17 protein-coding genes are annotated in these 13,852 nt (G+C 58.9%); 13 read left to right on the forward strand and 4 right to left on the reverse strand.

What is annotated here, in order from left to right; genetic code table 11:
- Nucleotides 1–16 precede the first annotated feature (16 nt).
- Nucleotides 17–856, reverse strand: coding sequence for a UTP--glucose-1-phosphate uridylyltransferase GalU (gene galU, locus AC3Y64_RS15095; RefSeq protein ID WP_053120371.1), 840 nt, complete (start codon nt 854–856; stop codon nt 17–19).
- A gap of 258 nt (nt 857–1,114) precedes the next feature.
- Between galU and AC3Y64_RS15100 the strand changes: the two genes are divergently transcribed.
- Together AC3Y64_RS15100 and AC3Y64_RS15105 are read left to right on the forward strand one after the other, a co-directional pair.
- Nucleotides 1,115–1,300 (forward strand): hypothetical protein, encoded by a 186-nt coding sequence (locus AC3Y64_RS15100; RefSeq protein WP_129394027.1) that lies wholly within the window; start codon nt 1,115–1,117, stop codon nt 1,298–1,300.
- Between the two features lie 147 nt (nt 1,301–1,447).
- Nucleotides 1,448–1,729 carry a hypothetical protein gene (locus tag AC3Y64_RS15105; RefSeq protein ID WP_489987973.1) on the forward strand — a complete coding sequence of 94 codons (282 nt, stop codon included), beginning with the start codon at nt 1,448–1,450 and terminating at the stop codon, nt 1,727–1,729.
- Nucleotides 1,730–1,732: 3 nt separating this feature from the next.
- On the opposite strand, the gene AC3Y64_RS15110 is transcribed toward AC3Y64_RS15105, so the two are convergent.
- Entirely contained in the window at nt 1,733–1,963 is a 231-nt protein-coding gene (locus tag AC3Y64_RS15110) for a hypothetical protein (protein WP_008082673.1), read from the reverse strand.
- A 71-nt stretch (nt 1,964–2,034) separates the two neighbouring features.
- On the reverse strand, nt 2,035–2,391 hold the full coding sequence (locus tag AC3Y64_RS15115) for a hypothetical protein (protein WP_489984288.1): 357 nt from the start codon (nt 2,389–2,391) through the stop codon (nt 2,035–2,037).
- A gap of 210 nt (nt 2,392–2,601) precedes the next feature.
- Between AC3Y64_RS15115 and AC3Y64_RS15120 the strand changes: the two genes are divergently transcribed.
- The 5 genes from AC3Y64_RS15120 to ada all read left to right on the forward strand — a co-directional run bounded on the left by AC3Y64_RS15120 (nt 2,602) and on the right by ada (nt 5,095).
- Nucleotides 2,602–2,904 (forward strand): DUF1883 domain-containing protein, encoded by a 303-nt coding sequence (locus AC3Y64_RS15120; protein WP_007912251.1) that lies wholly within the window; start codon nt 2,602–2,604, stop codon nt 2,902–2,904.
- 28 nt (nt 2,905–2,932) lie between these two features.
- On the forward strand, nt 2,933–3,106 hold the full coding sequence (locus AC3Y64_RS15125; RefSeq protein ID WP_489984289.1) for a hypothetical protein: 174 nt from the start codon (nt 2,933–2,935) through the stop codon (nt 3,104–3,106).
- 85 nt (nt 3,107–3,191) lie between these two features.
- Entirely contained in the window at nt 3,192–3,269 is a 78-nt protein-coding gene (locus tag AC3Y64_RS15130; RefSeq protein WP_489987974.1) for a 2OG-Fe(II) oxygenase, read from the forward strand.
- Between the two features lie 5 nt (nt 3,270–3,274).
- Complete coding sequence (gene alkB / locus AC3Y64_RS15135) at nt 3,275–3,940, forward strand: DNA oxidative demethylase AlkB (protein WP_489987975.1); 666 nt, start codon at nt 3,275–3,277, stop codon at nt 3,938–3,940.
- A gap of 87 nt (nt 3,941–4,027) precedes the next feature.
- The gene (gene ada, locus AC3Y64_RS15140; protein WP_489984290.1) at nt 4,028–5,095 is read left to right on the forward strand and encodes a bifunctional DNA-binding transcriptional regulator/O6-methylguanine-DNA methyltransferase Ada; all 1,068 of its coding nucleotides are present in this window, start codon (nt 4,028–4,030) and stop codon (nt 5,093–5,095) included.
- Nucleotides 5,096–5,166: 71 nt separating this feature from the next.
- Here the strand turns inward: ada and acuI are convergent, their stop codons facing one another.
- Nucleotides 5,167–6,150 (reverse strand): acrylyl-CoA reductase (NADPH), encoded by a 984-nt coding sequence (gene acuI, locus AC3Y64_RS15145; RefSeq protein WP_489984291.1) that lies wholly within the window; start codon nt 6,148–6,150, stop codon nt 5,167–5,169.
- Between the two features lie 187 nt (nt 6,151–6,337).
- On the opposite strand from acuI, the gene AC3Y64_RS15150 reads away from it, so the two are divergent.
- From AC3Y64_RS15150 to AC3Y64_RS15175, 6 genes are all read left to right on the forward strand, one after another.
- A complete protein-coding gene (locus AC3Y64_RS15150) occupies nt 6,338–8,788 on the forward strand; it encodes an autotransporter (RefSeq protein ID WP_489984292.1) in 2,451 nt (816 codons plus the stop codon).
- A gap of 108 nt (nt 8,789–8,896) precedes the next feature.
- The gene (locus AC3Y64_RS15155; protein ID WP_489984293.1) at nt 8,897–9,961 is read left to right on the forward strand and encodes an NAD(P)H-dependent flavin oxidoreductase; all 1,065 of its coding nucleotides are present in this window, start codon (nt 8,897–8,899) and stop codon (nt 9,959–9,961) included.
- A 168-nt stretch (nt 9,962–10,129) separates the two neighbouring features.
- Nucleotides 10,130–10,897, forward strand: a complete 768-nt coding sequence (modA, locus tag AC3Y64_RS15160) for a molybdate ABC transporter substrate-binding protein (RefSeq protein WP_489984294.1) — start codon at nt 10,130–10,132, stop codon at nt 10,895–10,897.
- A gap of 1 nt (nt 10,898) precedes the next feature.
- Complete coding sequence (gene modB, locus AC3Y64_RS15165) at nt 10,899–11,579, forward strand: molybdate ABC transporter permease subunit (protein WP_489984295.1); 681 nt, start codon at nt 10,899–10,901, stop codon at nt 11,577–11,579.
- 3 nt (nt 11,580–11,582) lie between these two features.
- Complete coding sequence (modC, locus tag AC3Y64_RS15170) at nt 11,583–12,662, forward strand: molybdenum ABC transporter ATP-binding protein (RefSeq protein ID WP_489984296.1); 1,080 nt, start codon at nt 11,583–11,585, stop codon at nt 12,660–12,662.
- A gap of 72 nt (nt 12,663–12,734) precedes the next feature.
- Nucleotides 12,735–13,772, forward strand: coding sequence for a DNA topoisomerase IB (locus AC3Y64_RS15175; protein WP_489984297.1), 1,038 nt, complete (start codon nt 12,735–12,737; stop codon nt 13,770–13,772).
- Nucleotides 13,773–13,852: the final 80 nt, after the last annotated feature.

A 13,852-nucleotide genomic window follows, 5' to 3' on the forward strand; every position in this document is an offset into this window, starting at 1 on the left:
AACCAATCAAGCGCTCTTAGTAAGCCTTGCCAGTCTTGTAGAAGTTCTCGAAGCAGAAGTTGGTTGCTTCGATGTAGCCTTCAGCACCACCGCAGTCGAAACGCTTGCCTTTGAACTTGTAGGCCATGACGCAGCCGTTCTGGGCTTGTTTCATCAGGGCGTCGGTGATCTGGATTTCGCCGCCCTTGCCTGGCTCGGTCTGTTCGATCAGGTCGAAGATGTCCGGAGTCAGGATGTAACGACCGATGATCGCCAGGTTCGATGGCGCGTCTTCCGGCTTTGGCTTCTCAACCATGCTGTGAACGCGGTAGATGTCGTCACGGATCATCTCGCCAGCGATCACGCCGTATTTGCTGGTTTCCTGCGGATCAACTTCCTGGATGGCAATGATCGAGCAGCGGAACTGCTTGTACAGCTTGACCATCTGGGTCAGAACGCCGTCGCCGTCAAGGTTGACGCACAGGTCGTCCGCCAGTACCACGGCGAACGGTTCGTCACCGATCAGCGGGCGACCGGTCAGGATCGCGTGACCCAAGCCTTTCATTTCGGTCTGACGGGTGTAGGAGAACGAGCACTCGTCGAGCAGTTTGCGGATACCGACCAGGTATTTCTCTTTGTCGGTGCCTTTGATCTGGTTTTCCAGCTCGTAGCTGATGTCGAAGTGGTCTTCCAGAGCGCGCTTGCCACGACCGGTAACGATGGAGATTTCCGTCAGGCCAGCGTCCAGAGCTTCTTCAACGCCGTACTGGATCAGTGGCTTGTTTACCACCGGCAGCATTTCTTTGGGCATGGCTTTAGTCGCTGGCAGGAAGCGAGTACCGTAACCGGCTGCTGGGAACAAGCATTTCTTGATCATATAAGTCCTTGAAAGGGCTGTGTGTACGAGTTTCGGCGCAGTCTAATCAGGCGGCGTGCACCTTACAATGCCCCGCACTGGCTAACCGATGCCATCATAGAGAAATATTCTCGCCGATAGTTCCATCCGCCTTTTTGCGTGGCTCGATCAGCGTAGCTCAAAGACGTCGACAAACTGCACCACCATACGCTCATCGCCCCCCAATGCGAGCAATTGCCGGTATCATGGCAACTTTGAACCAGCGAACGAGACAGATAGATGGCTGCGGTAAAAATCGTCAACGGGTATGTGATCGACAAGAAGGACGGCAAGTGGACGCTGACCACTACCAACGGCGAGCACATCGCCGGTCCATTCGACAGCGAGCAAATGGCGACGGATGTGGCATCGGTATTCACAGACACGCCCGCATCGTCGAAGCGTCGCGGCAAAGATCAGGACTGATCTATTGCAACACGCCCCAGCCCTGCCATTGCGCAGGGCTTTTTTGTACTTGCGTGCAAACAAGTGGCCAATCGCTATAACCTTTTCATCGCGCCGCTGTCAGAGCGTCTAGCCCCTAACCAGCAGAAGACGACACACACCATGAACATGAACAAATTGCTGCCCCTGATTGCGGTAATGACGCTGAGCGGCTGTGCGACCTCAGAAACCACCTACCTGAATAACGGCGAACAAGGCCTGAGCATCGACTGCTCCGGCGAAGCCAATTCCTGGGCCACCTGCTACGAAAAAGCCGATGCATCCTGTGCCGGCACTGGCTATCGCATCGTCGGTACGGACGGCACGCCCCAGCCCAAGGAAAGCGATAAAACCCTGGGCGTCGACGTTGGCAACTACAAGAACCGCAGCGTCGTGGTGGTCTGCAAATAGGCCTTACATGTGGATCTCGGCGAACTTGATGCCCAGACCGCGTACCACTTCGATCAGATCGTCCAAGCGGTTGAACGACTCGACTTCGTCGTTATCGTCCACCAGAAAATAACTGCGTCCGGCGCTCTTCTTGAAAAACACGATCCATTCGCCCGGATTGGCCGGATTCTGAATCACATGGGTGGCCGAGATCAGGCCCTCTACGTGGCGTTCCCTTACTTGCTCTCGCTTCATCGCGACTCCAGAAATGAAAATGCCGTCACAGCATGACTGTGACGGCATCGGTGCTGACAGCGAACAGTCTATCAGCCGGAAATACACGCCGTGGCGGCCTTCTGCACATCCTTGGGGCGGACCGGGACATTGGACATGCGCTCGTGCAGCTTGATGCTGCTGCCGCCGGAACGGTCTTCAATATCAAACACCGCCGCAGGACCGGAGGACAGTTTGCCTGGAACGATCACGCGAACCCCGTCCTTCTGTGGCTGTACCTGCAACGCGCCACGGCTGTCGGCAAGCTGATCGGTCAGGCACTGAGCATACTCATGGGGCTTCTTGCCGGAGATTACATTCATGGTCGGCAACGTTTCGTTGATTTCCGAAACATTTGCGCAGCCACCCATCACCAGAACCAACGGCAGACACACCACACCCCACTTCATACAAAACCTCCGTTAAAGACCGTCCGACAGCACAAATGCTGTTTTTCTCCGGGGCCTTCTGCATTTAACCCGCATCCAATCGCGAATATCTGTTCAAAATTGTCAAACCAATGCCCGACGGCGAGATAATAACCCGTGCGGGCTGATAAACTGCGCCAATCGACAAGCTATCGTTTTGATTTTGTAGAAAAAGCCCTTCTGGAGGCGCCCATGAAATTTATTCACCAGCGCGAGCACCTCAACGAAGACGACATCGTCGTCATCCAATGCTCGCAAATGTGCAACATCCGTTTGATGAACGACGCCAACTTCCGCAGCTTCAAGAATGGCGGTCGCCACACCTATCACGGTGGCGCGTTCGATACCTTCCCGGCCCGCATTACCGCGCCGAGCACCGGTTTCTGGAACATCACCATCGACACCGTCAACCGCCGCGCGATCAGCGTGACGCGCAAGCCGACACTGACGCACTCGATCAAGATCATCCGCCGGTCCAGCACCAAACTCAGCTGAGACTCTTGGCACATTCAGACAGGAAAGCATGACCGTGGCCCAAACGACCAAATACGTCATCAAGTACAAGCTCAATGGTGAACGCCGCTTCGAGTTCGCTCAACTGGTGAACGGCAGCGAAGAAGAAGCCAAGGCTGAGTTGGACAAGCTGCACGACCAGACCGATGTCATCAGTGATATCGCCGTCAGCAAAGCCCTGTAAGGCATCGCTGAAGTTTGACCCCAAAACCTGCGATCACTTGAGCGCCCTGTATCCGCAGGCCGAACCGTTTCGTTCGCAGGTCATCATGGCCCGTCACGATGTCAGTCGCCTGCGCAGTGGAAATCGGCATACCCTAGGCATCATCTTCCACGATGCGTCATGACTGCCATGCAACCAAACCCTTTTGACCTGTTCGCCGAACACGAACCCCAACAACAGCCCCGTCGCGAGCAGATTGGTGAGCAATCGTGGCTGCTGCGCGGTTTTGCGCTGGGTGTGATCGATCAACTGCTGCCAGCGCTGGACACAATCCTTGCCGAAGCGCCCTTGCGCCACATGGTCACTCCGGGCGGCTTCAGCATGTCGGTGGGCACCAGCAGTTGCGGTGAACTCGGCTGGATCACTGATCGCAGCGGCTACCGTTATTCCAGCGTCGATCCGCTCAGTGGATTACCGTGGCCGCGAATGCCTTCAGTGTTTGCCGAACTCGCACATGCGGCGGCCGAGGCCGCTGGGTTTGCTGCATTCGACGCCGATTCCTGCCTGATCAACCGCTATATTCCCGGCGCCAAGATGTCATTGCATCAGGATAAAGACGAAAACGCCTACAGCGCGCCGATCGTTTCGCTGTCACTGGGCTTGCCGGCGATGTTTCTGTTCGGCGGCTTCAAGCGTGGCGACAAACAACAGAAGATACCGTTACTGCACGGCGATATGGTGGTCTGGGGCGGCGTTGATCGCTTGCGTTTTCACGGTGTGCTGCCGATCAAGCAAGGTCGGCATCTGCACTTGGGCGAGCAACGAATCAATCTGACGTTCCGCGTTGCCGGGTAACCCGCAAAAAGTTTGACCGCAAGGCACGGAGTGTTGCGATCATCGACGCTGGTTAACCTGAATCAAACAGGTCAACGGATCACCCTCATGAAAACGCTTTCGCCCCCTCTCACTGCCGAAAACGATCCACGCTGGGCGGCTGTCGTTGCACGCGATCCGCGAGCGGATGGTCAGTTCGTTTATGCGGTTAAAACCACTGGCATTTACTGTCGGCCAAGCAGTCTGGCGCGTTTGCCAAAACCGCAGAACGTCGAATTTTTCGACACTGCCGAGCAGGCCGAAGCGGCTGGCTATCGGGCGAGCAAGCGGGCCAGCAAGGATCAGAGCGACGTTGCGGCACAGCATGCCGCCACCGTAGCGACCGCGTGCCAGCAGATTGCATCCGCCGAAACGTTGCCAACGCTCAATGCGCTGGCCGAAACCGCGGGGCTCAGCCCGTTCCATTTTCATCGGGTCTTCAAAGCAGCGACGGGATTGACGCCCAAGGGTTACGCAGCCGCACACCGTTCGCGCAAAGTGCGTGAACGTCTCGCCGATGGCGGCTCCGTGACAGATGCGTTGTACGACGCAGGTTTCAATTCCAACAGCCGGTTTTACGAAGCGGCGGATCAGCTGCTGGGCATGAAGCCCGGCGACTACCGGTCTGCCGGGCAGAACAAAGACATTCGTTTCGCCGTCGGCCAATGCTCGCTGGGCGCGATCCTGGTTGCCCAAAGCGAACGTGGCGTTTGCGCGATTTTGTTGGGTGACGACCCACATCAACTGGTGTGTGATCTGCAGGACCAGTTTCGCAAGGCGAATCTGATTGGCGCCGACAGCGGCTTCGAACAACTGATCGCCGAAGTCGTGGGTTTTGTCGAAGCGCCGGCCATCGGCTTGGATCTGCCGCTGGATGTCAGAGGCACGGCGTTTCAGGAGCGCGTGTGGCAGGCGTTGCGCGAAATCCCGGCAGGCAGCACCGCCAGTTACGCCGAGATTGCCCAGCGCATTGGCGCACCGACTTCAATGCGCGCAGTGGCGCAAGCCTGTGGAGCTAACCGCCTGGCAGTGGCCATCCCTTGCCACCGCGTGGTCCGCAGTGACGGCAATCTCTCGGGCTATCGCTGGGGTGTCGAGCGCAAACGTCAATTGCTTGAGCGCGAAACCCAGCCTTGATATCGCGACTGACTCGGGACCGGTATAGGCCTCGAATTCAGTGGCGTATCGATTGGCGTGCGCCCGTTGCTTCAGCGATTGACATCAACCACAACCCTGCCACGCAGCTTTCCGGCGAGTAGTTCTGGCGCGGCATCGATAGCTTCGCTCAGCGCGATTTCGTGGCTGATCAAGTCCAGCAACGAAAAATCCAGATCCTGGGCCAAACGCTCCCAGGCCTCCAAACGGCGAGCCTTGGGCTGGGTCACACTGTTAATGCCCGCCAGAGTTACACCGCGCAAAATGAACGGCGCCACCGAAGCCGGGAAATCCATGCCTTGCGCCAGACCGCACGCGGCGACAGTGCCTTCGGCGCGGGTGCTGGCGCAGGCATTGGCCAACGTGTGACTTCCGACCGAGTCGATAACACCTGCCCAACGTTCCTTGGCCAACGGTTTACCGGGCTCGGACAAGGTTGCGCGATCAATGATTTCGCTGGCACCCAACTGCTTCAGATACTCGTGCTCAGCCACCCGCCCCGTTGACGCCACCACCCGATAGCCAAGCTTGCTGAGCAGTGCGATGGCAAAACTGCCGACGCCGCCATTGGCGCCGGTCACCAGTATTTCCCCTTGCTGCGGCGTCACGCCGTTACGTTCCAACGCCAGGATGCACAGCATTGCCGTGTAACCCGCGGTACCGACGGCCATGGCTTGGGCTGCGGTAAAAGCCTTGGGCAAAGGGATCAGCCAGTCGCCATTGAGTCGCGCTTTCTGCGCCAGACCGCCCCAATGGTTTTCGCCAACGCCCCACCCATTGAGCACCACCTGATCGCCCACTTTATAGTCAGGGTGCGCGCTGGTTTCGACCGTCCCGGCCAGATCGATGCCTGGCACCATCGGAAACTTGCGCACCACCGGGCTGCTGCCGGTGATGGCCAAGCCGTCCTTGAAATTCAAGGTGCTGTAGGCAACGCGCACCGTCACGTCACCTTCGGGCAACTGATCGTCGTTGAGTGGCTGCTCGCTGGCGCGGTAACCGCTGTCGTCTTTGTTGATCACAATGGCGTTGAACATGATGGTCTCCAGTGACAGGTTTCAGAATCTCGTGCCCTGAAATACCACATCGCAACACATTGCCACACTCGACTTTCCGCCAAACCGTGAATCGGCCGGGTATTTCCATGGCGGGCGACTATGCTTTTTCGACGGCCGTGCTTTCGCGATTATTTCCTCAGAAATTGGCCTGTCGATGGAGCTGACGATGTCTTACCCGCGTGCGTTTTTGCTGATGTTGATGCTGTGCCTGATGACCGTCGGAAATGCCCGGGCGGCGACTCCGGCGAAGGCTGCCGATGCCGCGCCAAGCGAGCCGACGTGGCCTCAGGTGATCACCAGCGGCAAAGCCAAATTGACGGTGTATCAACCGCAACTCGACAGTTGGGACGGCTATACCCTCAATGCTCGCGCGGCCGTCGAAGCGACTGGCGCCGATGGCAAAGCGACCTACGGGATTGTGCAATTCAGTGCGCACACGCTGGTCGACAAAGCCACACGCTGGGTGGCCCTCGACCAATACAAAATCATCAAGGCTGACTTCCCGGCAGATGCCAGTCAGTCCGCAACCTGGCTGGCGGCGCTGCAGAAAGACGCCGAGAGCCGCAAGAAAACCATTTCTCTGGATCAGCTGGAAGCGGCGGTAGGTGTGCTCTCGGCGGAGCAAAAGGCCGAGAGCGCGCCACTGGAAAACACACCGCCAACGATCATCAGCTCGGATGTTCCGGCGCTACTGGTGTACATCGATGGCGATGCGGCTTACCGCCCCGTCGAAGGCACGGAGTTGCAACGAGTCATTAACACACGCCCGTTGCTGCTCAAGGACGGGCAAGGCAAGCATTACCTGCACGTCTTCGATGGCTGGATGAGCGCCGAGCAGTTGAACGGTGACTACACCCTAGTGGCGTCTCCGCCGGCCGATCTGGAGAAAGCCAAACAGGCGGCGATCAAGAGTCGCCAGGTGGATCTGCTGACCGGTCAGAGCGACCCGAAAGACAAAATTCCCAGCCTGGCCAAGCCACCACAGCCGAAGATTTTCGTCGCCACGACACCCACGGAATTGCTGGTCACCGACGGCGCGCCGCAATGGCTGCCCATTCAGGGCACGAGCCTGTTGTATGTGAGCAACACCACCGGACATATCTTCAAGGAAATCGGTGACCAGAACAGTTACGTGCTGATTTCCGGACGCTGGTTTCGCGCCAGCGACATGCACGGTCCATGGACCTTCACCCCGGCAGACAAGCTGCCGGCCGACTTTACCAATATCCCCGACGATAGCCCGAAAGAAAACGTCAAAGCTTCTGTCGCCGGCACACCGCAAGCCAAAGAAGCCGCCATCGCTGCGACGATTCCACAGACCTCGGCGATCAAGAAAAGCGCAGTGACAATGACGGCACCGCAGTTCGACGGCGAACCGCAACTCAAAGCCATCAACAGCACGCCACTGCAATACGTGGTCAACAGCGCCACACCAATCATTCGTGTCGACAACAACAGTTGGTGGGCGGTGGAAAACGGCATCTGGTTCACGTCCACCACGGTCAATGGCCCATGGGCCGTGGCCAGCTCGGTGCCCGCGGTGATCTACTCGATCCCGCCCAGCTCACCGATGCATTACCTGACCTACGTGAAAGTCTACGAGTCCAGCGGTGACACGGTGGTCGTTGGCTACACGCCGGGATACCAAGGCTCGAATCTGGACCCTGCTACCGGCGTGGTGGTGTATGGCACCGGTTATCCGTACACGCCGTGGGTCGGCAGCGTCTGGTACGGGCCGCCGGTGACTTATGGTTTCGGCGTCGCAATTCGCTATACACCGTGGACCGGTTGGACCTTCGGTTTCGGCTTCGGCTGGAGCTGGGGCGGCAGCACGGTCGCCATGGGTTGGGGCTGGGGCGCGTATCCGTGGTGGGGCAATTACGGCTGGGGGTATGCGTGGGGCCCTCACCTGTATCCGGCGCCACTGGCCTGGGGCGGCGCAGCTTATGGCTATCACGGCGGTGCCGTCGCCTGGGGCCCCGGCGGCTGGGCGGGCACCACCGGCAACCTCTACCACCAATGGGGAGATCGGGCCACGGTCAGCCGATACGGTGCGGGTTACAACGCCTGGACCGGCAATCGCTGGGCCGGTCAGGTCGGCTCTTCCTATAACTCACGCACTGGGGTGGCGGCCGCCGGTCAACGCGGCGCCGTGCATAACGTCTATACCGGCAATTACGCCGCCGGGCACAGCGGTGAAATCGTCGGGCCGAATGGCGGCGCGATCGCCGGAGGTCGGGTAACCGCCGGCAACGTGCGCAACGGCAGCCAGGTCACGGCTAATCGCGGCGCCATCTACAACCCCAACACGGGCAACACCACGCAGTTTGGCGGCATCCATGGGCGCAATGGCGGCGCTGCTCATTATGGCGACAACGTGTACGCCGGCCATGACGGCAACGTCTATAAAAAGACTGACAGCGGTTGGCAATCGATGGTCGGTGGCGGCGCCACGCGAACAGCGCCGATCAACAACAATGCGCAGTTGCAGAACCTCAACCGCGATTCCGCCGCGCGCAATTTCGGTAATCAGCGCACCAACAATTTTCACAGTTCCTCGCAATTCATGAACCACTCGTTTGGCGGTGGCGGAGGTGGCGGCTTCCATCGGCGCTGAAAAACTGCACAAGATGTTCTGAATTTCAGACTGGCTCTGGATCCGGTTTAACTGTTAAAAAACGGGTCAGTCTTACCTGCCCGTTTCGTCGTTCGGAGAACCGTTTTCATGAGCCAATGGCCAGACACCCGCATTCTCGACCTGCTTGGCATCGAGCTGCCAATCATCCAGGGCCCAATGGCCGGTGCCACGAACTCGTCGATGGTGATTGCGGTGTGCAATGCCGGCGGCCTAGGGTCGATGCCGGCGGCGATGCTCAGCGTCGAGCAATTGCGCGAAGAGCTGAGGACGATTCGTCAGCACACCAACAAGCCGTTCAATGTGAATTTCTTCTGCCATCAACCGCCCGCCGCCGATGAGCAACGCGCCCTAGACTGGAAGAACTTGCTGGAGCCGTATTACCGCGAACTGGGTGCCGACTTCGATGCACCGACACCGGTCTCCAATCGCGCGCCATTTGATGCTGCGGCATGCGAGGTGGTGGAAGAGTTTCGGCCCGAGGTGGTGAGCTTCCATTTTGGCTTGCCGGAGAAAACCCTGCTTGATCGGGTCAAGGCAACCGGGGCAAAAATCCTCTCTTCTGCCACTACGGTCGATGAGGCCGTGTGGCTGGAGCAGAACGGCTGCGATGCGATCATCGCCATGGGCTATGAAGCTGGCGGCCATCGCGGGATGTTTCTTAGTGATGATCTGAGCAGTCAGGTCGGCACGTTCGCATTGGTGCCACAAGTGGTCGATGCGGTGAACGTCCCAGTGATCGCGGCTGGCGCGATTGGCGATGCTCGTGGTGTTGCGGCGGCGTTCATGTTGGGGGCCTCGGCGGTTCAAGTCGGCACCGCGTATCTGTTCACGCCAGAAGCAAAGGTCAGCGCCTCGCACCACAAGGCGCTGCGCACGGCGAAAGAAAGTGAGACGGCTATCACCAATATTTTTACCGGGAGACCGGCGCGGGGGATTCTCAATCGCGTGATGCGCGAACTGGGGCCGATGTCAGCGCAAGCGCCGGCATTTCCACTGGCCGGCGGTGCCTTGATGCCGCTGCGAGCGAAAGATGACGCGCAGTTCGCCAACCTCTGGGCCGGGCAGGCATTCACGTTGGGCAAGGAGGTGAGCAGCGGCGATTTGACCCGGATATTGGCAGAAGGCGCTTTGGAAAAACTCGCTCGCCGATAACGTGAACCATGCGAACCAAAGGTTGCGCTCACGCCAGTTTCAACCAGCACTTCCCGTTTAGCGGCATTTCGCTATATATTTCGCTATATAGCGATTCCACCCTCGCACCGGCGCAGTCCACCTCCAACAATAACTGCCCTCTGCACACCCCAACAACGGAGCTGTTACATGACCATTCGTGCCTCACGTTTTGCCCCCACCTGCCTGGCTTCTTTGCTCGCCATCTTCGCCGCTGGCGCTGTTCAGGCCGATGAGGTGCAGGTGGCTGTTGCAGCTAACTTCACCGCTCCAATCCAGGCCATCGCCGCCGATTTCGAAAAAGACACCGGGCACAAACTGGTCGCTGCCTATGGCGCCACCGGCCAGTTCTACACCCAGATCAAAAACGGCGCGCCGTTCGAAGTGTTCCTCTCGGCCGACGACACCACACCGGAAAAACTCGAAAAAGAAGGCGATACCGTAAAAGGCTCGCGCTTCACTTACGCCATCGGCACCCTGGCGCTGTGGTCGGCCAAAGAAGGTTATGTCGACGCCAAAGGCGAAGTGTTGAAGAAAAACGAGTACCAGCACTTGTCCATCGCCAACCCGAAAGCAGCGCCGTACGGTCTGGCTGCCACGCAAGTGCTGGAAAAACTCAAACTGACCGAAGCGACCAAAGCCAAGATCGTTGAAGGCCAGAACATCACCCAAGCGTATCAGTTCGTTTCCACCGGCAACGCCGAGCTGGGTTTCGTCGCCCTGTCGCAGATCTACAAGGACGGCAAAGTCAGCAGCGGTTCGGCGTGGATCGTCCCGGCCAACATGCACGACCCGATCAAACAGGACGCTGTGATCCTGAACAAAGGCAAGGACAATGCCGCAGCCAAGGCGCTGGTTGAATACCTCAAAGGCCCGAAAGCCGCTGCGGTGATCAAGTCCTACGGTTATCAGCTCTAAAATGTCGCTGACGAGTGCCGATTTCGCGGCGATCTGGCTGACCCTGAAACTGGCGTCCCTGACCACCGCGATCCTGCTGGTGATCGGCACTCCGATTGCCCTGTGGTTGTCGCGCAGCCGTTCATGGCTCCGCGGTCCCATCGGGGCGATCGTCGCCCTGCCCCTTGTATTGCCGCCCACCGTGATCGGTTTCTATCTGCTGTTGATGATGGGGCCGCACGGCTTCCTCGGCCAGTTCACCCAATGGCTGGGGCTGGGCACCCTGACGTTCAGTTTCACCGGCCTGGTGATTGGCTCGGTGATCTATTCCATGCCGTTCGTGGTGCAACCACTGCAAAACGCGTTCTCGGCGATCGGTACGCGCCCACTGGAAGTGGCCGCGACTTTGCGCGCCAATCCATGGGACACGTTTTTCAGCGTGATTCTGCCCTTGGCGCGACCCGGTTTTATCACGGCGGCGATCCTCGGTTTCGCCCATACGGTCGGCGAATTCGGCGTGGTGCTGATGATCGGCGGCAACATTCCCGACAAGACTCGCGTGGTCTCGGTGCAAATCTACGACCACGTCGAAGCCATGGAATACGCGCAGGCCCATTGGCTGGCCGGCGCGATGCTGGTGTTTTCGTTCCTGGTGTTGCTGGCGCTGTACTCCAGCCGCAAGACTCGCGCTGGCTGGAGCTGATTGATGATTGATGCACGCCTGAAACTCGCTTACTCCGGCTTTGACCTGGACGTTGACCTGCATCTGCCCGGTCGCGGTGTTTCTGCCCTGTTCGGACACTCCGGCTCGGGTAAAACCACGTGCCTGCGCTGCATCGCCGGGCTTGAACGTGCCGAGCAGGGGTTTGTTCAGATCAACGACGAAGTCTGGCAGGACAGCGAAAAAGGAATTTTCGTCCCGCCGCACAAACGTGCACTCGGCTATGTGTTTCAGGAAGCCAGCCTGTTCCCGCACTTGTCAGTACTGGCCAATCTGCAATTCGGCCTCAAGCGCATCGCCAAATCCCAGCGTCGGGTCGACATGGCCCAAGCCACCGAACTGCTCGGCATTGGCCATTTGCTGGAACGACATCCGCAACATCTGTCAGGTGGTGAGCGGCAGCGCGTCGGCATCGCCCGAGCGCTGTTGACCAGCCCGAAACTGCTGCTGATGGACGAACCGCTGGCCGCCCTCGACAGCCAGCGCAAAAGCGAAATCCTGCCGTACCTGCAACGCCTGCATGATGAACTGGATATCCCGGTGCTTTACGTCAGTCACGCGCAGGATGAAGTCGCCCGACTGGCCGATCATCTGGTGCTGCTCAGCGACGGCAAAGCCCTGGCCAGTGGTCCGATCGCTGAAACACTCGCGCGGCTTGATTTGCCGTTGGCGATGGACAACGACGCAGGCGTGATCATCGAAGGTCAGGTCAGCGCTTACGATGCCGACTATCAACTGCTGAGCCTGCAACTGCCAGCGACCGAGATGAGCATCCGTGTGACGCACGCGCCGATGGCTGTGGGTCAAACTCTGCGTTGCAAAGTGCATGCGCGCGATATCAGCCTGAGCCTGCACAACAGCGAGTTCAGCAGCATCCTCAATCGCCTGCCGGTCACCGTCGTCAGTGAGCAAGCGGCGGACAACGCCGCCCATGTGCTGATTCGCCTCGACGCTGGTGGCACGCCGCTGCTGGCACGGATCACGCGTTTCTCCCGAGATCAACTCGGCGTGCATCCCGGCCAAAAACTCTGGGCGCAGATCAAAGCGGTGGCGGTACTCGCGTAAATCCTTCGGCACGACGGCAACGGTGCGCGGTCAATCGTTTAACAGACCGCCGCGATCCCCAAGGAAGCCGCCATGCCAGACACCGCGCTGACCGACGCACTGCCATCCGACCTGCACTATGTCGATGACACACAACCCGGTATTACCCGCAAGAAACTGCGTGGCAAGTTCAGCTATTTCGATCCGTCGGGCCAACGGATTGCCGATCCGGACGAGATCAAACGCATCAACGCCCTCGCCGTGCCACCGGCCTACATTGACGTATGGATATGCGCCGACCCGCGCGGCCATCTGCAAGCCACGGGCATCGATGCCCGTGGACGCAAACAATATCGCTATCACCCGCGCTGGCGCGAAGTGCGCGACGCCGACAAATATTCGCGCTTGCGCGAGTTCGGTCTGACTTTGCCGAAGTTGCGCAAACAGCTTGAAACGTTGCTCGCCGCGCCGGGGTTCAGCCGCGACAAAGTCATGGCCACGGTGATCACCTTGCTGGACGCCACGTTGATTCGCGTCGGCAATTCGCAATACGCACGGGATAATCGCTCCTACGGTCTGACCACGCTGCGCAGCCGCCACGTCGAGGTCAACGGCAGCGCAATTCTCTTCCAGTTTCGCGGCAAAAGCGGCATCGAGCACCAGATCACCGTCAAGGATCGGCGTCTCGCGCGCATCATCAAGCGCTGCCTGGAAATTCCCGGCCAGAACCTTTTTCAGTATCTGGATGAACACGGCGAACGCCACACCGTCAGTTCGTCCGACGTCAATGCCTATCTGCAAACCCTGACCGGCGCTGACTTCACGGCCAAGGACTACCGCACTTGGGCCGGTAGCGCTCTGGCGCTCGCGGTTTTGCGCGAACTGACCCACGAGAGCGAGACCGAAGCCAAGCGCCATGTGGTGGAAATGGTCAAAGGGGTTGCCAAGCAGTTGGGCAATACGCCGGCCGTGTGTCGCAAGTGCTATATCCACCCGGCCGTGGTAGAAAAATTCATGCTCGGCGCCCTCGCAGAATTGCCACGACCACGCGTGCGTAAAGGACTGCGTCCCGAAGAAGTAGCATTGGCGATGTTCCTCGAGCGCATGAGTGAGGTGACAGACGTGCCTTGATCCGTGCGGCAACGTCCTCTAGGCTAGCCACCTTTCCCTCCCTCCGGATGACCGCAGAAGTGAACAACCCAGCCTTCTAA

It is taken from the genome of Pseudomonas sp. 4CAES_32.4 (assembly GCF_058136335.1).